An 18,590-nucleotide genomic window follows, 5' to 3' on the forward strand; every position below is an offset into this window, starting at 1 on the left:
ATACTGGTTTCATGAAATTGGCTTGCCTGCGACATTCTGGCGCAAACTTGATACTTCTACTCATGAATATTGCAAATGCCCGAGCCTGGGAACTATTGGGAATTTGTAGGAAGAGAAATAAAAGCATCCAGCCCATTGTCCCAATAGGGATTGGTGCCATAAAGCTCTGCCAGATAGTCAATGAAGAGGCGGACCTTGGCGGGCAAGAAGCGTCGGGACGGATAAATTACATAGAGCCCGATCTGACTGGACGCCCGGTATTGCGGCAGGATCACTTTCAAACGTCCATCGCGTAACTCATCTCCCACATCCCAGCTGGATCTGAGACCTATTCCAATGCCTGCAATGACGGCGGAGCGGATGACTTCGGAAGAATTGCTGCGCAATATGCCCTGTGTACGGATGATTTCGGTACCATCAGGTCCTTCCAGTCGCCAGGGATCCTGATTGTGGGCAGCAAGACAAACATGATCCGCCAAATCATTCAGGTTGGCAGGTTCACCATAACGATCCAAATAGTCAGGACTGGCGCATAACAGACGATGAATAGGAGCCAATTTGCGTGCAACAAGTGAGGAATCTGGCAAAGCGCCAATACGGATAGCCAAATCATAGCCATCTCCAACCAGATCAATGAAATCATCGGAACTATGCAGATCAATCGACAAGCCGGAATTGTCACGCAAAAATGGACCAAGATGTGGGGCGACATGCATACGACCGAATGATGTAGGGATTGAGATGGTCAAATGCCCACGCACTTGACTGGAGCGTTGAGTGACTGCGGCTTCCGCCTCTTCCACGCGCTCCAATATGATTTGGACGTGATCATAAAAATCCTGTCCAGCTTCGGTCAAGGCAATCTGACGTGTGGTCCGCTGCAGGAGGCGTGTTCCCAGCCGATCTTCCAGTTTTTTCATGCGTTTGGAGACAACTGCCGCAGAAATGCCAAGAGATTGGCTGGCTGCCGTCATGCTGCCCAATGAAACAATGCGTGCGAAGATTTCCATCTCGAACAGATCGCGTGTCGGCGCCATACAATTATTTCCTATGTGGAAGGAATGATTTTCATTATCTCTAATTATGCCAAGGTATAGCTGGCAAATTATTTCCTGCCAATGCGTCCAATTGGGTAATTTTGCGCTATTGATAAAATGGTAAATACATTTTACCAATAAGAAAATGAATTGCTGATCGGACTGGGAGGATCGATATGTCGATAGAATTGCCAATACCTGATGAAAAAATTCTGCAACGACGCGAGCAGATTGTCGCAGGATTGGCCAGGCTGTTGCCTGCTGAATGTCTAATCAGCAATGAAGATGAATGTCGGGCCTATGAAGCCGATGCCCTAACGGCCTACCGACGAATCCCGATGGCCGTGACCTTGCCACATACCACCCAGCAGATCAGCGATATCCTGAAATTCTGCAATGAACAGGGTGTGAAAGTCGTCCCACGTGGGGCAGGGACCTCATTGGCGGGGGGCGCCTTGCCCGTCGAAGACGGGATCGTTTTGGGCGTTTCCAAGATGAACCAGATATTGGAAATCGATTATCTCAATCGCACTGCCAAGCTGCAAACAGGTGTCACCAATATAAACATCACCAATGCTGTATCCGCTGATGGCTTCTTCTATGCACCAGATCCTTCCAGTCAACTGGCTTGCACCATCGCAGGGAATATCGCCATGAATTCTGGTGGAGCTCATTGTCTGAAATATGGTGTGACCACCAATAACATCCTCGGCGTTACCATTGTGATGATGGACGGAACCATTGTCGAAGTCGGTGGCCAGCATTTGGATAGCGAAGGCTATGATCTGCTGGGGCTCATCATTGGTTCCGAAGGTCAGTTGGGTGTGGTGACCGAAGCAACTGTACGCATTCTGGCCCAAGCTGAAGGTGCACGCCCCATGCTGATGGGGTTCCAGTCTCCGTCGGATGCAGGGGCTTGCGTGGCTGCGATCATTGGATCGGGCATCATTCCAGTCGCCATTGAATATATGGATAAACCCGCCATCAAAGTCTGCGAGGAATTTGCCCATGCGGGCTATCCAATGGATGTTGAAGCATTGCTGATCATCGAGGTGGAAGGATCGGATGATGAAATGGAGGATCTGCTGTCGCGGATTTCTGCAATCGCCAAGGATTACAACCCCACCATAACGAAGGTTTCCCAGTCAGAGGCCGAGAGTAGTCGCATTTGGCTGGGCAGAAAATCTGCCTTCGGTGCCATGGGGAGGATCTCAGATTATATGTGTATGGACGGAACCATCCCGACCAGCACCTTGCCACAAGTATTGGAAGGAATTGGCAAAATTGTCGATAGTTACAATTTGGGTGTGGCCAATATCTTCCATGCAGGCGATGGCAATCTGCATCCGCTGATCCTTTACAACATCAACGATCCGGAAGAATGCCAAAAAGCGGAAGATGCCGGGGCAGATATCCTCAAGCTCTGCGTCCAAGTTGGCGGTTGTCTGACCGGAGAACATGGTGTCGGCATCGAAAAGCGCGATCTGATGAATGATCAATTCAATCAGGTGGATCTTGATCAGCAAATGACGATCAAGTCAGCGTTGGATCCTCAATGGTTGTTGAACCCGGTCAAGGTCTTCCCGTTGGAAGGTCGGCCCGAAGTCGAAAGTTTGGCTCATCCGACTTTTGAAGCGGCTGAATAAGCTTTGCATTGAGTGAGCAATCATTATTTTTCAGGATCAGGCCATGACCAATATTTTGACGCCGGCTTCTAATCAGAAGGCCGCAGAGATCATTCGAGACGCAGCCGATAAGCGAACCCCGATAGCATTGCGCGGTGGGGGCACAAAGTCCCAAATCGGTACGCCTATGCAGGTCGAACAGATCGTATCGAGCGCAGGGCTCTGCGGTATCACGCTCTATGAACCATCGGAAATGGTCATCGCAGCCAAAGCTGGGACGCCTCTTGCGGAGATTGAAGCAGAGCTGAAAAAGCATAACCAGCGTCTGGCTTTTGATCCGATAACCTATCAACGGGCTTTGGGCTCAGATGGTATGCCCACTATTGGGGCAATTGCAGCCTGTAATTTGTCTGGCTCCCGTCGTATTGCTTTTGGCGCAGCCCGCGACAGCCTGATCGGCATCGAGATGATCAACGGCAAAGGTGAAATCATCAAGAATGGTGGCCGAGTGATGAAGAATGTCACAGGCTATGATCTGACCAAGCTTGTTTGCGGATCATGGGGAACATTGGGACTTCTGACAGAGGTATGTTTCAAGGTTCAGCCAAAACCAGAGCAAGAACGCACGTTGCTGATCGATGGTCTCTATGAGGACGAAGCCGTGCCTTTGATGTGCAAGGTCATGGGTAGTCCGTTTGAGATTACCTCTGCCGCTCACCTTTACCCTGATGCCCGCAAGGATGATATCCGGGCAAGGACTATTCTCAGAATTGAAGGCTTTGCAGAGTCTTTGAATTATCGCGTCCAAGAGCTTCAGGATCTGTTGATGGATGCTTGTGATGCAGACAATCTGGATTTTGGGGAAGTCGTACATCTAGACGATCATGAGAGCAAGGAAATCTGGGATAAGGTCGCAGATCTTTCCATCGTCAATGATGATGACCGTCAGCTCCTCTGGAAGATCTCCGTCAAACCGACAGATGCGCCGACCATTGGCCGATATTTACACAATCAGATGGATGCATCATTGCTCTATGACTGGTCGGGCGGTCTAATCTATGCAGCGTTTGAATGTCACCACCAAAATGAACAGGATGGCTCGGCACAAGAGATCCGCAATGAGGTCGCCAAATTGGGGGGGCATGCCACTTTGATACGGGCACCAGAGCTCACAAGAAGTGCAGGTGTCAGTTTTCAGCCACTGTCCAATGGTGTGAGCAAACTGCACAAAGCGGTAAAGCAGAGCTTCGATCCGTTTGGTATCTTCAATCCAGGCCTTATGGCTTCAGGCGAGGAGCGTTAGGTATGGAGACCAATTTCACTCTTGAGCAATTGCGCGATGATGGTTTGGCCGAAGCTGAGAAGATTCTACGAACATGTGTTCATTGCGGTTTCTGTACCGCGACGTGTCCCACCTATGTTTTGATGGGGGATGAGCTGGACAGTCCGCGTGGCCGGATCTATCAGATCAAGGATATGTTGGAAAACGGCAAACCGGCAGGCAAGGAATTGGTAACCCATGTTGACCGATGCCTGTCATGCTTATCCTGTATGTCCACTTGTCCGTCAGGTGTGCACTACATGCATCTGGTGGACTATGCCCGTAGCCATATCAACCAAAGCTATAACCGAAGCTTTGGCGATAAGGTCATGAGGCGTCTGCTACAAACCGTGTTGCCTTACCCGAACCGCTTCCGATTGGCGCTGCTGGGGGCCAAATTGTCAAAGCCCTTATTGCCTGTGCTTGAACCGCTGATTGGGAATACGCAGCTGGGCAAGCGGATCGTTGCCATGTTGCGATTGGCACCAAGCAAGATTGAGGGTCCCACACAAACCACCATGCCAGGCATATTTGAGGCCGATGAGCAGATCATGATCGAGACCGATCTCCCCAGGGATCCTGCAGATGTAGCCATTCGAGCACCAAGCAAGCGCGTTGCTCTGCTGAGCGGTTGTGCCCAACCAGCACTGGATAGCAATATCAATGGAGCCACCATCCGCTTGCTCAATCGCCTGGGTTATGAGGTTGTTTTGGCACAAGGTGAGGGATGTTGCGGGGCATTGGTCCATCATATGGGGGAAGAAGATCAGGCCCATGGACAGGCTCGCGCCAATATAGAGGCTTGGAGCCGTGAAATCGAAGGAGATGGGTTGGATGCGATTCTCATTACGACATCTGGCTGTGGAACGACTGTCAAGGATTATGGCTATATGTTTCGCAATGATGCCCAGCTGAAGAAAAAGGCTGAAAAGGTATCGGTGCTTGCTCGTGATGTCAGTGAATTTCTGGAAGAAATCGAACTGCCCAAGCCCGATAAAGCGTTGCCACGTCTAACAGTGGCCTATCATTCAGCCTGTTCCTTGCAACATGGCCAGCAAGTGAAATCTGCTCCCAAAACACTGCTGCATCGGACAGGGTTACGGGTAAAAGATGTTCCCGAAGGGCATTTATGTTGTGGATCTGCTGGCGTCTATAACATCATGCAACCTGATATTGCGGGGCAACTGAAGGAGCGCAAAATCACCAATATTGACAAAACGCGCCCCGATCTGATTGCAGCCGGTAATATCGGATGTATCACGCAAATCGGAGCGGGAACGAATACACCAGTCGTGCATACCATCGAATTGCTGGATTGGGCTTATGGTGGGCCAATCCCACAAAAACTGGATGGTTTGTTGAGACAAGGTCGGTAATAATATGCACTCGGAACAGAAGAGTTTTGTGCCTTTCTGTTCTGAATTGTCCAATTATTGCTCTTCCCGCAGAAAACGGTCGTTTTTTAATTCGATATTAGACAATTTGCCACATACTTGACCTTGAGTGATGATAGGAACTGTGTGATGGCAGAGCAGGATAAGACTATCGCAGATAGTCTTTACACCATTTTTGATCAGGTCAGCGATGCTGTTTTTGTGATAGATATGCAGGGAGAGTGCATCTATCGGAATAATCAGTCCAATCTGTTTCCATCCAGACATCTGGATCGCCTGATCAAGCTTTGCAAATCGAAGGCCAATCACGATAAAAGCCCTGAAATTGGCCTTGATAATTGGCAGATTTCCGTCAGCTACCTGTCTGATCACATAATCTTTGTTTGTAAATATAAGGCCAGTCAACAAGACCAGATCCGGGCCATGCGTCAGGATTTCATGACCTATCTCGGTGATAATGAAAGCGCTCAACAGGCTGCAATCAAGGCTTTGCGCAGTCATGTCGACTGGCGCTGGATGGCTATTTGCAGTCTCGATCACAAAACCAAGCAGGTCATCTTTGATATTGGTTTTGAGGGTGATGTGTTGAAACAGCCTCTCTTCCAGCCGGCGAAACCGGTGAAAACATTCTGCCCGTGTACCGGGCTTGTCCATTTTCAGGCACTGAGTGACATCTTTGCTGACCCGGCTCCCTTTATGGAAACTGGGATGGGGTATGTCGTTGGGATGTCGATGAAGAACCATCAAGGTGATTGTGTTGGCTATGCGATAATTGGTCATGAAGGTGACCCTCAGGATGCCAAAGAAGTTGGTACTCTTCTGGAAGTGATGGCTGACTTGTATGGCCCATATTTTGAAGCAAGCACGGCTCGAGAAGAGGCAGAAAAAGCCCAAAAGGAATCCTTGACCGATGTTGTCACCGGGCTAGGGAACCGCAGAGCGTGCGAGATTTTCATCAAGGAATGTCTGGATGAAGATTATCGTGAACGCACCAAAGACGAAATTTCTACGATGTTTGACCCTCATGCCATGCGCAATTCGGTTGTAATGTTGGCGGATTTTGATGGCTTCAAGAGATTGAATGATACAATGGGCCATGCAGAAGGCGATCGTGCTCTTGCATTGTTTGGTCATTGTTTGCGTCAGCACAGATCACCAGAAGCTCAGATTTTCAGATTGGGTGGAGATGAATTTGTACAAGTGTTTCCACGAGCGGGAAGTCTGGAATCAGATGACTTGCGCCATTGGGTCAGCAGCATTGAGGAGTCTCTGACCAAGGCTGGATTTAATGATCTGGGCATTAGTATTGGTGTCGTGCATTTCTTTGAGGGAGATGGGACTTATTCCTCTCTGATGGCTTTGGCGGATGCACGTATGTATCACGACAAGAAAATGCGCTCTCTCCATTTTGCATGAAGCTAAGGATTGGGAATGCTCTATTCCGGATTGTGCTGTATGATTGTGGAAAGCAGTTTCAGTCCTTTGGAAAATTTCTCATCATCAGCCACTGTGCCCAGCGCCAGGCGCACAGCTTTTGGAGCTTGACTATTTCCCACCACGAAATGATGACTTCCCAGCAGGCTAATGCCGTGTCGCTCAGCTTCCAATTCAAGAACAGCCGGATTCCAGTGATCAGGCAATTCCAACCAGCAGGATAGGCGGTCCGGCAGCAAAAATGCGGCTTGTCCAAGGGCTTGTTTGGCAATTTTGTGTCGTTGCTGCAGGATCTTGCGTTTGCGTTCCAAAGTGCGTTCCATTTCTCCTTGTTCGATCCAGTATTTTGCTATTTCAGCAAGAATCGGGGAAGCCATCCAGCTGGTATCGGCAATGGCTCTTACCAGCTTTGCGCGATAGCGAGACGGCGCATACAAAAAGCCGGTGCGCAAGCCACCGCCCACTATCTTGGAAGTCGTGCCAATTGCGCAAACCCGGTTTGGGATGAGTTGGGTAAGGCTTTGCTTGTGGCCCTGCATTAATGCACTGTAAGGGTCATCTTCAATAACGGGTAGATCAAAGCGTTCTGCAATATCCGCAAGGGCCTCGAAGCGAGATCTGGACAATTGCTCGCCCGTAGGGTTGTGAACATTGGGCAGCACCATCAAACCGGTGATAGAGCGTCTTTTGCAAAGATCTTGCAAATGATCAGCCGACATACCCTCACAATCGCGTCGAACAGGAACAAGACGAACGCCTAATCTGTGGGAGGCACTGATCAGATTGGGATAGCTGAGTTCATCAACGGCCAGATAGTCTCCTTCGCGAAACAGGCTTTGCAACACGACCTGCAATCCGTGCTGTGCACCGGAAGTTACCAATACATCCTCAACGGAGCATGTCACCGCGAAATGTCGGAAAAAAAATGCTCCAGCCTCCTTATGTCTCAACAACCCATCCGCCGGAACATAATTGAGCAAGCTATTCAGGCCTGATTGGCTGGAAAGATACCCAAGAGCTGCCGATAGATCCGGATCCAGATGTGGTAGTGAAAAATTTCGTGCGAAATCCAGCTCTGCCCCTTGGTTGGCAGGCGGCGAAAGAGGCGAGGGGAGGGTTTCGTGCCCTTTGACATAGGTGCCGCGACCAATTTCTCCCTGAACCAATCCCATTTTTTCTGCTCGTTCATAAGCACGGGTTACAGTTCCATGGGTGCATCCCAGTTCCCACGCGAGTGCTCTTTGAGGGGGAAGGCGCGTACCAACTTCCAGACGTCCAGACGCAATATCATTGGCCAATTGATCTGCCAGTGCTTGATAAAGTGGACCTTCACGTTTGGATAAATCAGGAAGCCAGCTAAGGGTTTGAGCCATGATAGATCTCTTGTTTGCAATGAGCTGCCAATGGTCTGATATTTATTCTGAGCAGAATATTGTCTCAGAGACAATGTAATCTTTGACCAAACAATAAATCAATAGATAGCATTAAAACAAGAAAATTGTATCGATTGTATCTAAAGGCTATCTCATGGATTTTTCCACCTTACTCCCTTTCATGCTTTTTGTTGCTGTTATGACCGGAACTCCGGGGCCAGGTAATCTGGCATTCATGGCTATTGGAGCGCAGATCGGTGCCAAGGCAGCCTTGCGTCCAATCCTTGGGGCGGTGCTATCTGCTATCGGTATGAATATCCTGATTGCCTATGGGCTGGGCGCAGTCCTATCGAATGGTGGATGGTTGACTTGGCTGCTGAAGGGGGCATCCATGGCTTATATGCTCTATCTGGCCTGGCGGGTTTTGACATTATCAAAGGGGGAAGCAGGAACAGCCAAACCATTGTCTTTTTGGGAAGGGACCTTGATCCATCCACTTAGCCCGAAAACCTGGGCTATGGGTGTGATTGGATATTCGGTTTACTTCACTCCGACAGGCCCTTTATGGGATGAGGCACTTTTTTTGGCGGCTGGTTTTGCGATGGGGGGATTGGTTTTTCATTCCAGCTGGGCTTTGGCTGGCGCTGCCATTATGCGCATGCTGGGGCGTGGCCGAGCCTTTCATGTCTTCACTACCAGCATGGCGATTTTGATGGTCGGCTCTACGGCTTGGTCCTTGTGGCTCCAAGGATGACAGACGAATGATGCAAATGAGAAAAGGCAGCCAATGGCTGCCTTTTGGGTGTCTTGAAAAAAGGTGAATGTGCTTAAAGCACAATCACCCTGGTGCCTACACGAACACGTTCATAAAGGTCCTGGACATCCTGATTTCGCATGCGAATGCAACCAGAGCTCACCGCTTTGCCGATGGACCAGGGTTCATTGGAGCCATGGATACGGTAAAGTGTAGAGCCTAGATACAGGGCCCTGGCCCCCAGTGGATTGCGTGGGCCGCCTTCCATGAAAACAGGCAAACCAGGTTGGCGAGCGCGCATTTCCGCAGGTGGGCGCCAGGATGGCCATTCTGCCTTGCGTGTTACTTTGTGCTTGCCAGCCCATTCAAACCCCGGACGGCCGACACCCACACCATAGCGGCGGGCTGTACCATCTTTCTCGACCAGATAGAGATACCGCTCATTGGTATTCACAATGATGGTACCTGCTTTATGCGGGCCGTCATAATCTATGACAGTTGGCAGAAAGCGGGGATCCATCTGACGAACACGTGGTTTTGTTTTCTTGGCAGACAACCGCTCGGTTCGGCCTCGTACTCGTGTTGAGTTACGATTGTTGATCCGAACTGTGCGGCGTGAAACCTGCGGGCGGCTATCACGCACAGTCGGGCGAGCCTTCCCGGGACGCAACTGTAAAACCCAAGGGTCAATCCGATCCGGGCTCAAGATAACGGGTGGAGGAGCGGCGTACCGCACGGAACTGGCCAGTGTCGGAACTGTAAGACCACAAAGGCCCACCGACATGGCACAGGCAAACATACAAAGGCGCTTCATCGACATACTCACTACTAACTGTGTCAAAGCAAAAAAGGGAGCAGGACTGATTGGGTCATATTGACCATATCTACCATCCAACATTGGTGGCATGGCCCATTGAAACACAAATACGAATGCTCCAGTGACCCAGCCCTTGCCTCGACTTTCAAATTAAAGCAAAGACGCCAGCAATTGGTTAATCAAAGCTTGCAGGGCTCATCAATTGGAGTCAGCGTAAATGAAGCGTAAAATTGCAGAGATAACTGGTTAATGGACGGATCCGGGTAGTGGTCATGATTGAAATGCCAGATGACCTTATGGTCGTCTCGATACAATTGCCTTTGCATCACGGAGAATGTCCATGGTGATGGGTTCCACTTGTCGACGAGTCATGCCCGGTTTTACACGCTTGTTATAAAGCATGTTGAGGATCAGGCGATCAAACCGGGTGAAATGATCAAAGCGTGAGCGATCATTGAAAACGGAATACATCAGGCTGTCATCGTCATTTACAGGACCAAGACCTTGCAGAATTTCTTCGACCATACAGCGACGAAACAGGTTTTTGCCTTGATTGGCGACCAGTACTGCATCGCTTCCCAATATTCCGGATCGGCGAGAGAGCACTCTCACAATGCACTGGCCAGGCACATCTATTGAATTGTTGCGGAAAATTTCCCTGCGTACGGTGGAGGCATAGTCTTCGCGATCAACAATGAAAATACGAAAATTGGCATCCTTGCGGTTTCGAACCAGACTGAGCTGCAAGGCCGGGATATAAAGAGGCAATGATGAGACAAAGCGGCGAACCAGAGCCTTGCGGTTGATCCGGGAGCGATTATCAATCCAAATCTTGATGGGAGTGACATATTTCTTGACCCTGTTGGTTTGGCTTCCCCAACTCAAGGCACGAATTTCAGATCCAAAAACGGTGCGATAAAAGCCATCGGCAACCAGTGCGTCCGGATATTTTGCCGGGGCTGATTGAGCAACGTCCGTAGTAAAAAGGACCATCAGGCCAAGAAGACAGGCAAAAAAGAATGCGCTCGCATCGGGTACAAAGCGGTCCAACGGGTATGAAATCTGTCTGGTCGGCATGATTAGGGTCACAAGATTTTACTCTTTACAACAGATAATGACAGGCAAGCCGACATTTATCTTTACGGGGTCCAGACATATATATGCATGTCCGTTGGATCGAGGTTGGGAGTGCGATCCATATCGTGACACAACAATTGCCCATTTGTGGCATGTTGGTCAATCATGGTTCGGAAGAGGCTTGCAATTTATTGTCACACGACAGCTGATTTACAATTGGTCGTGACCTTTTTGCATGTCATTTATACGGAGCTCTGTTTCATCCCTGAATGTGGAATTTGTCTGTCAAACAGCTCGTTTTGGCCAATAACATGCCAAATTTGATCGTTATATATGGCTAACAAGATTGTGATATTTTTACACAATAGGACAACTCATTTTTAACCAAGCTGCTTTTATAGTCGGGGCAGTAACTTTGCCGAAGTGCAAAGCTGGTCCTCTGCAAATGACTTTGCAAATATGGAGAAGAGTGGGATGGCGCGGGCGAACAGACCTTTTCGGATCGAGCAGATTTTAGGTGAAACACTACCGGATCAACCTGTTTCTGCCTCATCATCTGGCTCTGGTGTCATGTCTTCCGATCAGCACGGACAGATCATGTCCGAGTTGGCGAGCCTTCGTCGATTGATTGAACCTGCTCAGGAATTGAACAATTCGATAGTTGAGAACTATCAAAGCGAGATGACCGAAGCGCTCAAGATCAAGGCGGAGATGGATGAAATCTATTCTGCAATTGCTGAAACCAAGCGCGAAATTGCGACGCTCCATGTAAATGGCCTGCATAGTGCGGAAATGAACAAGGTGACCGATGAACTGGATGCCATTGTTCATGGAACAGAACAAGCCACGGAGCAAATTCTTGCCGCAGCGGAAGTTATTGATGAAAATGCCTCCAAACTTTCCAAAACCCTGACAGGTGAAGAAGACGACTGGACACATGAAATTTCCGAAAGTGTGGTTTCGGTATTCGAAGCCTGTAACTTTCAGGATCTGACCGGTCAGCGCATCACGAAGGTGGTCAATGTCTTGCGTTTCATCGAAGATCGGATTGTATCCATGATGGAAATCTGGGGTGGTATCGACCACTTTCAGGAAATTGAAGTCGATAATCCGATGGAGAAAACCGGTGATGCCGCCCTGTTGAACGGTCCTGCCCTTCAGGATGAAGAAGGTGTTGCAAGCCAGGACGATATCGACGCCCTGTTCGATTAGTTTTCTCATCGAGGAGCTTCCATGCGTCCAAGTGAATTTTTGCGCTCTCTTGCCCATGAAGATTGGCAAGCAGCGACAACCCATGCCTTCTGCAAGGAGTTGGCCGCCGGTACTTTGCCGTTGGAAAAAATGCGTTACTATCTAGTGCAGGACTATAAATTTGTAGATGGCTTCGTACGGTTGTTGGCATCAATGATTGCCCATGCTCCGAGCCTTGCGGATAGTGTTCCGGCTGCACAATTTCTCGCAGTCATAACTGGGCCAGAGAATACTTATTTCTTGCGCTCGTTTGAGGCGTTGAATATCAGCACAAATGACCAAAATGCGTCAGCATCAGAGGTAACCCAAGCCTTTCAGGATGTGATGAAAAAAGCCGCAAATTCTGGCTCATATCTGCAGATGTTGGCTGTCCTCAATGTGGCTGAATGGTCTTATCTGACCTGGGCGACGCCGTTCAATCCCCCAAAATCCGATTTGCCATTCTGGTTCTCCGAATGGATTACTCTACATGCGGGTGAAGGGTTCGAGGGAGTGGTCGCCTATCTGCGTGATCAGCTGGACAAAGCTTGGGAGGCTGCGAGCATCGATGAGCAGGAAGCTGCCAAAGTTCTTTTCATCGAGGCGATGTCTCTTGAACGTCAATTTTTCGATCTTGCCTATAAGAATGGTTAGAAAACCGACTATCTTTACAATCATACCGCGTTAAAGCATGTCTTAGATAATTTCGTCTTGACAATATACCTTGCATGTAAATAGAACAAAGAAAGAACAATTCAATTTGGGAGCGAGATCATGTCCGATGGTTTGATCCTTGGCGAAGACGGAAGAATGCGCTGTTGGTGGCATGGCGGCAAGGAAGACTATATTGCTTATCATGACAATGAATGGGGCAATCCTACGGGCGACGATCGTACTCTTTTCGAGAAAATTTGCCTTGAAGGGTTTCAGTCCGGTCTCTCCTGGTACACGATCCTGAAAAAACGCGAAAATTTTCGCGCAGCCTTTGCCAATTTTGAAATTGACAAGGTAGCGGCTTTTACCGACGAGGATGTCGAGAGATGTCTTGAAGATGCAGGTATCGTTCGCCATCGCAAGAAAATCGAAAGCACCATCAACAACGCCCAGCGGGCGCAGGAACTGATCAAGGAAGAAGGGTCACTGGCTGCTTACTTCTGGCGTCAGGAGCCGAAACCGGAAGAGCGTCCCGCCAAGCTGGATTATGAGACGGCCAGAACTCTGGGCAAGACAGATATCTCTACCCGGATTTCAAAGGATCTGAAAAAGCGTGGCTGGTCTTTCGTCGGCCCAACCACGGTCTACGCCTTCATGCAGGCGATGGGACTGGTCAATGACCATCTGGAAGGATGTTATTGCAGAGAAAAAATCGAAGCAGCTAGAGCCGCTTTCAAGCGTCCGATTTGATGAGATACGTTTGCTCTAAAGGGCGGGAAAATTCCGCCTTTTCCCAGGTTGTTTTCTGGTTATGTGGCATTTCCGTGACTTTTCGGCTTCATTCTCGATGTGAGGCTGCCTCATCTCTTGCAGATCACTTCGCTTCGGGCTAGGACAAACCCATCTAGCCCGTGGTGTATCTTGGGCAAACTCCGTCCATCTGATCGAAAGTGACCTGACCGAAATGGCAAAGAAGAACAAGCCCCAGAAGCTCAAGGCCCGCCTGCCGCGCGGATTTGTCGACCGGATGCCAAGCGAGATTCGCGCCGGTGAAGAGATGATCGCCAAAATCAAGGCTGTCTACGAGCATTATGGTTTCGATCCGATTGAGACTCCAGCTTTTGAATATACCGATTGTCTTGGCAAGTTCCTGCCTGATACCGACCGTCCCAATGCAGGTGTCTTTTCCGTTCAGGATGATGACGAGCAATGGATGAGCCTTCGTTATGACTTGACGGCTCCGTTGGCGCGTCATGTCGCAGAAAACATCAACGAAATTCAGCTGCCTTTCCGCTCATATCGTGCTGGCTATGTGTTCCGGAATGAAAAGCCTGGCCCAGGTCGTTTCCGCCAGTTCATGCAATTTGATGCCGACAGCGTTGGCTCGCCGGGCGTTCAGACCGATGCTGAAATGTGCATGATGATGGCTGACACCATGGAGGCTCTGGGCATTGAGCGCGGCAATTATGTGATCCGCGTCAACAACCGCAAAGTGCTCGATGGTTTGATGGATGCTATCGGCCTTGATGGTGATGAACATGCCGAAACCCGCCTGACTGTGCTGCGTGCTATCGATAAGCTCGATAAGTTCGGCCCTGAAGGCGTGAAGCTTCTGCTCGGAGAAGGCCGTAAGGATGAATCTGGTGACTTTACAAAAGGTGCAGGTCTTTCCGATGAGAATGCAGATTTGGTGCTTGGTTATATGGCGGGCAGCGAGACTATTGAAAATGACGGTCAAAAAGAGTTGGAGACCATGCGTTCCATTTTCGAAAGCTGCGGTTATGGCGAGGATCGGGTCAAAATTGATCCGTCAGTCGTGCGTGGTCTGGAATATTATACCGGTCCGGTCTATGAGGCCGAGCTGCTCTTTGATGTGACCAACGAAAAAGGCGAAGTCGTGCAATTTGGCTCCGTCGGTGGCGGTGGTCGTTACGACGGTCTGGTGAAACGCTTTGTGGGGCGCGATGTCCCAGCAACGGGTTTCTCCATTGGTGTGTCCCGTTTGATGTCGGCACTTAAGAATCTCGGTAAACTGGGTGATGATACGGTCCTGCCACCAGTGCTCGTCACTGTTATGGATGGCGATGTGGCCTCTCTTGGCCATTATCAGAAAATGGTCATGGATCTGCGTGCCGCAGGCATTCGCGCCGAGATGTATCAGGGCAACTGGAAGAAGTTCGGTAATCAGCTTAAATATGCCGATAAGCGTGGCTGTCCGCTTGCAATCATTCAAGGATCTGACGAGCGTGAGCAAGGTGTTATCCAGATCAAGGATCTGGAAGAAGGCAAGCGCCTGTCGGCAGAGATCGAAGACAACCAGACCTGGCGAGAAAGCCGCCCGGCACAGATCGAGGTTCCTGAAGGGGATCTGGTCTCCAAGGTCAAAGAAATGCTGGAAGCTCAGGCCAAGGACCGCGAGAGCGCAAAGTAACCTATCCCAATCCAATGACAGATGTGAGTTAAGGACAGAAAGGTCGTCACCGTGACTTATGTGAGCGAAGAAATGCGCAGCAAGCTTGCCGCTTTGTTTCAAAGCGCCGGAGCCACTCCAATTGAGCTGCCCATTCTCCATCACGCCGATCTGTTCGTGGACCTGATTGGTGAAAATATCCGTCGTCGCTTATACGCAGCTCCTGGTGCCAATGGTCAGACAATGGCACTGCGCCCAGAATTCACCATTCCATCTTGTTTGCATCATTTGCAAACAGGCGATGCTGCCCGCAAAGGCTGTTACGCCTATCTTGGACCGGTATTCCGGCAGCGTGAAGATGATCAGCCGGGCGAGTTTCATCAAGCTGGCATTGAGATGATTGACCCGGAAGGAGGAGCTGCACTGAATGCACGCAGTCTCGCTCTGTCTGTGTCCGCCGTAAAAGATCTCTCCGGCAAGGATGCAGAGGTCATCATTGGTGATCGTGCGCTCTTCTCGGCATTGCTGGAAGAGCTGAACGCACCAAAGGTTTGGCAACGCCGTCTGGAAGGGGCATTTGGTGAACGTGATGTGTTGGATCGGATGCTGGGCCGTCTGGCGACTGGTGGTTCGCACGATCATGGTGCATCTGCTGGCCTTGCCCGCATTTTGGAAGACAAGGCAGCTGAAGATGTCTCAGCAGCAGTGGAGGAAATGCTCGAGATAGCCGGTCTTACCGCCGTTGGTGGTCGTTCGATCAGCGATATTGCCGAGCGTTATTTGGAAAAAGCTGAACTGGCTGCGAATGCCGGATGGGACAGTGAAAAGCTGGCCATTCTAAAAGACTATCTGGACCTTCAATGCTCCATCAACGATCTGGCTTCCTGCCTTTCAGACTTTGAAAGCCGTCATGGTATGGTGTTAGGCAAGGCGAAAGAAGCTTTCCTGGAGACATGCAACCAGATCGCTGACATGCTTTCCGCGCAAGATAGCAAGGGTGATGTTGCCTTCAAGGCGGATTTTGGCCGCCGTCTGGATTATTACTCCGGCTTCAATTTTGAATTGCGTCTGGAAGGTGAAGCCAAGCCTGTGGCCGGGGGAGGGCGCTATGACCGTCTGCTCGGCTTGCTAGCCGAAAAACAGGATTTAGGTGCAACGGTGCATGCGGTTCCAGCGGTCGGCTTTTCAATCTGGCTTGGCCGGATTCAGGCATAAAGGGAAGGATTTTGACCATGAGCAACAGCCCATTGATCATTGCAGTGCCTTCCAAAGGCCGCTTGCAGGAAAATACCAACGCATTCTTTGCCCGTGCTGGTTTGAAGGTCGCCCGCCCCGGTGGTTCTCGAAATTATCGTGGTCATCTGAAGGGCGTCGATAATGTTGAGATTGCCTTCCTTTCGGCTTCCGAGATCGCCAAAGAATTGAAGGTTGGATCCGTTCACCTTGGTGTAACCGGTGAAGATTTGGTCCGAGAGCATCTCGCCAATCCGGAAAGCTATGTCGACCTTCTGCTCAAACTCGGCTTTGGCCATGCCAATGTGGTGATTGCTGCGCCAAAGGCCTGGATTGATGTGCGTAGTATGGAAGATTTGAGCGATGTCGCTCTGGATATGCCTGCTCGCTATGGTCACCGTCTGCGTGTGGCCACCAAATATGTCAATCTGACCCGTGCATTCTTTTCTCGTCATGGTATCGTTGACTACAAAATCGTTGAAAGCCTTGGTGCAACAGAAGGGGCTCCGGCCGCTGGTTCAGCCGACGTGATTGTCGATATCACTTCAACTGGCTCCACGCTGGAAGCCAACAATCTGAAGATTCTCGACGACGGTATCATGCTGCGTTCCGAGGCCAATCTGGTGGCCTCCCTGACCGCAAACTGGTCAGAGCAGGCGCTATCTGCTCTCTCTGCCATTCTTGATCGAATTCAGGCTGAGGAAGCAGCGAGAACCCGTCGTCTTGTGCGTGCCCATATACAAGATGCTCCAACAGTATCGGCTCAGCTTCTGAGTGAATTTGAAAGGAACGAGATCGCTTCTCCATTCGCCGAGCAAAAAGAGATGGTTGAGCTGCATGTTGCTGAGGGATCGGTCTATTCGGTAGCGGCTAAACTCCGCCAAATGGGAGCTTTATCGGTTTCTGTCTCGAAAATGGATTATATCTTTGAAGCACAAAATCCACTTTTCGATCACATCCGTACCCGGTTGAACATCAAATTCTGATACCGGTTACTTTGAATATTCTTCGTCGGAAGACCCACGGACATGGTTTGACCATATTGCACGTCAACAACCGGAACGGTTGTTGACGTTTGATGAATCACAGGCAGGAGATAAGGCGGTATGGTGAAGGCAAAGCTGACGGAACAAGGCTGCCCTTCTCGTAGGGAGTTTTTGAGCTATTCGGGTAAATTAGCTCTAGCTGCTCCGGCCCTTCTCTCTGTCAGCACGATAGCCAACGCTGCTGATTTGGAGTGTCAGATTGGTGCTCTCCTGATGGTTGGTTTCAATGGCAGAAGTGCCAGAGGTCGCTTTGCGCGTCAGATTGCCGGGCATATTGCCAAAGGGCGGGCGAGTTCCATCGTCTATCTTGGGTCCAATATCGGATCTGGTCGTGATGTGCGTGAGCTCAATAAGCTCTTTGCTTCATCTGGTGTCAAGCATATTGCCATTGATCATGAAGGTGGTGCGGTCCAACGTCTTCGCAAACAGCATGGTTTCATGCGCTTGCCCTCCGCACTGAAGGTGGCGCAAACCCTTAGCCCTCAACAAGCGCAAGCTTTATATGCCAAGGCAGCGAGAGAGCTGGCAGGTGCCGGTTTTTCGCTTAATCTTGGGCCTGTGGTAGATTTGCATCGTCCGACAAATCCGGTGATCGGGCGCAATCGCCGGGCTTATGGCGCAAAGGCCCCAACAGTTACTGCCTATGCCGGAGCTTTCGTTCAGGCGCATCGACAATATGGCATCCACACAGCACTGAAGCATTTCCCTGGTCACGGCTTATCCAAAAAGGACAGTCACAAGGGCTTTGTTGATATTCGTCAGAGTTGGAACCCTGAGGAACTTCAACCCTTTACCCAATTAATTCAACATGGCCTCGCCGACATCGTCATGTCTGGCCATCTTTACGTACGTGTAGCAGAGCAGGATCAAGGACAATTGACCACATTCTCCCGCCCGTTGGTTCAAGATGTCTTGCGTCGCGGTCTTCGCTTTCAGGGTATGGCCATGACTGATGATCTGGATATGGGCGCTGTCCGAAAGATAGCGTCTCTACCGGAAGCAACGATCCGTGCGGCGCAAGCTGGCTATGATCTGCTGCTTCTCTCCAACAGTTTGAAACCCGACCCGGATCTCCCGATAAAAGCGATTGGTTGGATCAGACAGGCTGTGCAGGACGGGCGTATACCCGCCAGACAGATTGCACAATCTGCCGAGCGGGTATGGCGTTCACGAAGGAGTTAGCAG

At 50.1% G+C, this 18,590-nt stretch carries 16 protein-coding genes; 12 read left to right on the top strand and 4 right to left on the bottom strand.

The annotated features are described in order from the left end of the window. Window positions 1-92 precede the first annotated feature (92 nt). Complete coding sequence (locus tag CRO57_RS00880) at window positions 93-1,037, bottom strand: LysR family transcriptional regulator (RefSeq protein WP_244579985.1); 945 nt, start codon at window positions 1,035-1,037, stop codon at window positions 93-95. Between the two features lie 176 nt (window positions 1,038-1,213). On the opposite strand from CRO57_RS00880, the gene CRO57_RS00885 reads away from it, so the two are divergent. The 4 genes from CRO57_RS00885 (at window position 1,214) to CRO57_RS00900 (ending at window position 6,793) form a co-directional block, all read left to right on the top strand. Continuing rightward, complete coding sequence (locus tag CRO57_RS00885) at window positions 1,214-2,683, top strand: FAD-linked oxidase C-terminal domain-containing protein (RefSeq protein WP_097151526.1); 1,470 nt, start codon at window positions 1,214-1,216, stop codon at window positions 2,681-2,683. Between the two features lie 43 nt (window positions 2,684-2,726). Next, the gene (locus CRO57_RS00890; RefSeq protein ID WP_097151527.1) at window positions 2,727-3,965 is read left to right on the top strand and encodes an FAD-binding protein; all 1,239 of its coding nucleotides are present in this window, start codon (window positions 2,727-2,729) and stop codon (window positions 3,963-3,965) included. A 2-nt stretch (window positions 3,966-3,967) separates the two neighbouring features. Further along, window positions 3,968-5,359, top strand: coding sequence for a heterodisulfide reductase-related iron-sulfur binding cluster (locus CRO57_RS00895; RefSeq protein WP_097151528.1), 1,392 nt, complete (start codon window positions 3,968-3,970; stop codon window positions 5,357-5,359). Window positions 5,360-5,506: 147 nt separating this feature from the next. Beyond that, window positions 5,507-6,793 carry a GGDEF domain-containing protein gene (locus CRO57_RS00900; protein ID WP_097151529.1) on the top strand — a complete coding sequence of 429 codons (1,287 nt, stop codon included), beginning with the start codon at window positions 5,507-5,509 and terminating at the stop codon, window positions 6,791-6,793. A 20-nt stretch (window positions 6,794-6,813) separates the two neighbouring features. Here the strand turns inward: CRO57_RS00900 and CRO57_RS00905 are convergent, their stop codons facing one another. Further along, entirely contained in the window at window positions 6,814-8,184 is a 1,371-nt protein-coding gene (locus CRO57_RS00905) for an aminotransferase-like domain-containing protein (protein WP_097151530.1), read from the bottom strand. A gap of 154 nt (window positions 8,185-8,338) precedes the next feature. On the opposite strand from CRO57_RS00905, the gene CRO57_RS00910 reads away from it, so the two are divergent. Further along, window positions 8,339-8,938 (top strand): LysE family translocator, encoded by a 600-nt coding sequence (locus CRO57_RS00910; RefSeq protein WP_097151531.1) that lies wholly within the window; start codon window positions 8,339-8,341, stop codon window positions 8,936-8,938. A 73-nt stretch (window positions 8,939-9,011) separates the two neighbouring features. Here the strand turns inward: CRO57_RS00910 and CRO57_RS00915 are convergent, their stop codons facing one another. Beyond that, the gene (locus tag CRO57_RS00915) at window positions 9,012-9,758 is read right to left on the bottom strand and encodes a L,D-transpeptidase (protein WP_170955894.1); all 747 of its coding nucleotides are present in this window, start codon (window positions 9,756-9,758) and stop codon (window positions 9,012-9,014) included. 291 nt (window positions 9,759-10,049) lie between these two features. Beyond that, on the bottom strand, window positions 10,050-10,832 hold the full coding sequence (locus tag CRO57_RS00920; protein WP_097151533.1) for a DUF2927 domain-containing protein: 783 nt from the start codon (window positions 10,830-10,832) through the stop codon (window positions 10,050-10,052). A gap of 474 nt (window positions 10,833-11,306) precedes the next feature. Here CRO57_RS00920 and CRO57_RS00925 point away from each other — a divergent pair, with 474 nt between their 5' ends. The 7 genes from CRO57_RS00925 to CRO57_RS00955 all read left to right on the top strand — a co-directional run bounded on the left by CRO57_RS00925 (window position 11,307) and on the right by CRO57_RS00955 (window position 18,587). Continuing rightward, entirely contained in the window at window positions 11,307-12,044 is a 738-nt protein-coding gene (locus CRO57_RS00925) for a protein phosphatase CheZ (protein ID WP_097151534.1), read from the top strand. 21 nt (window positions 12,045-12,065) lie between these two features. Then, window positions 12,066-12,716, top strand: a complete 651-nt coding sequence (locus tag CRO57_RS00930) for a TenA family protein (protein WP_097151535.1) — start codon at window positions 12,066-12,068, stop codon at window positions 12,714-12,716. 120 nt (window positions 12,717-12,836) lie between these two features. Further along, window positions 12,837-13,466: a DNA-3-methyladenine glycosylase I gene (locus CRO57_RS00935; protein ID WP_097151536.1), complete on the top strand. Its 630-nt coding sequence runs from the start codon at window positions 12,837-12,839 to the stop codon at window positions 13,464-13,466. A 214-nt stretch (window positions 13,467-13,680) separates the two neighbouring features. Further along, window positions 13,681-15,147: a histidine--tRNA ligase gene (hisS, locus tag CRO57_RS00940; RefSeq protein WP_097151537.1), complete on the top strand. Its 1,467-nt coding sequence runs from the start codon at window positions 13,681-13,683 to the stop codon at window positions 15,145-15,147. 51 nt (window positions 15,148-15,198) lie between these two features. Then, complete coding sequence (locus CRO57_RS00945) at window positions 15,199-16,341, top strand: ATP phosphoribosyltransferase regulatory subunit (RefSeq protein ID WP_210200722.1); 1,143 nt, start codon at window positions 15,199-15,201, stop codon at window positions 16,339-16,341. A 17-nt stretch (window positions 16,342-16,358) separates the two neighbouring features. Further along, window positions 16,359-17,345: an ATP phosphoribosyltransferase gene (gene hisG, locus CRO57_RS00950; RefSeq protein ID WP_097151539.1), complete on the top strand. Its 987-nt coding sequence runs from the start codon at window positions 16,359-16,361 to the stop codon at window positions 17,343-17,345. 120 nt (window positions 17,346-17,465) lie between these two features. Then, window positions 17,466-18,587 (top strand): glycoside hydrolase family 3 N-terminal domain-containing protein, encoded by a 1,122-nt coding sequence (locus CRO57_RS00955; protein ID WP_097151540.1) that lies wholly within the window; start codon window positions 17,466-17,468, stop codon window positions 18,585-18,587. Window positions 18,588-18,590 lie beyond the last annotated feature (3 nt).

Origin of the sequence: Cohaesibacter gelatinilyticus (genome assembly GCF_900215605.1) — a bacterium.
In the GTDB taxonomy this organism is placed as follows: domain Bacteria; phylum Pseudomonadota; class Alphaproteobacteria; order Rhizobiales; family Cohaesibacteraceae; genus Cohaesibacter; species Cohaesibacter gelatinilyticus.

Coding starts and splice junctions, on each gene's coding strand:
- CRO57_RS00880 (WP_244579985.1), bottom strand. CDS start 1,037: ATGGCGCCGACACGCGATCTGTTCGAGATGGAAATCTTCGCACGCATT.
- CRO57_RS00900 (WP_097151529.1), top strand. CDS start 5,507: ATGGCAGAGCAGGATAAGACTATCGCAGATAGTCTTTACACCATTTTT.
- CRO57_RS00905 (WP_097151530.1), bottom strand. CDS start 8,184: ATGGCTCAAACCCTTAGCTGGCTTCCTGATTTATCCAAACGTGAAGGT.
- CRO57_RS00910 (WP_097151531.1), top strand. CDS start 8,339: ATGGATTTTTCCACCTTACTCCCTTTCATGCTTTTTGTTGCTGTTATG.
- CRO57_RS00920 (WP_097151533.1), bottom strand. CDS start 10,832: ATGCCGACCAGACAGATTTCATACCCGTTGGACCGCTTTGTACCCGAT.
- CRO57_RS00955 (WP_097151540.1), top strand. CDS start 17,466: ATGGTGAAGGCAAAGCTGACGGAACAAGGCTGCCCTTCTCGTAGGGAG.
- CRO57_RS00915 (WP_170955894.1), bottom strand. CDS start 9,758: ATGTCGATGAAGCGCCTTTGTATGTTTGCCTGTGCCATGTCGGTGGGC.
- CRO57_RS00895 (WP_097151528.1), top strand. CDS start 3,968: ATGGAGACCAATTTCACTCTTGAGCAATTGCGCGATGATGGTTTGGCC.
- CRO57_RS00930 (WP_097151535.1), top strand. CDS start 12,066: ATGCGTCCAAGTGAATTTTTGCGCTCTCTTGCCCATGAAGATTGGCAA.
- CRO57_RS00925 (WP_097151534.1), top strand. CDS start 11,307: ATGGCGCGGGCGAACAGACCTTTTCGGATCGAGCAGATTTTAGGTGAA.
- hisG (WP_097151539.1), top strand. CDS start 16,359: ATGAGCAACAGCCCATTGATCATTGCAGTGCCTTCCAAAGGCCGCTTG.
- hisS (WP_097151537.1), top strand. CDS start 13,681: ATGGCAAAGAAGAACAAGCCCCAGAAGCTCAAGGCCCGCCTGCCGCGC.
- CRO57_RS00885 (WP_097151526.1), top strand. CDS start 1,214: ATGTCGATAGAATTGCCAATACCTGATGAAAAAATTCTGCAACGACGC.
- CRO57_RS00935 (WP_097151536.1), top strand. CDS start 12,837: ATGTCCGATGGTTTGATCCTTGGCGAAGACGGAAGAATGCGCTGTTGG.
- CRO57_RS00890 (WP_097151527.1), top strand. CDS start 2,727: ATGACCAATATTTTGACGCCGGCTTCTAATCAGAAGGCCGCAGAGATC.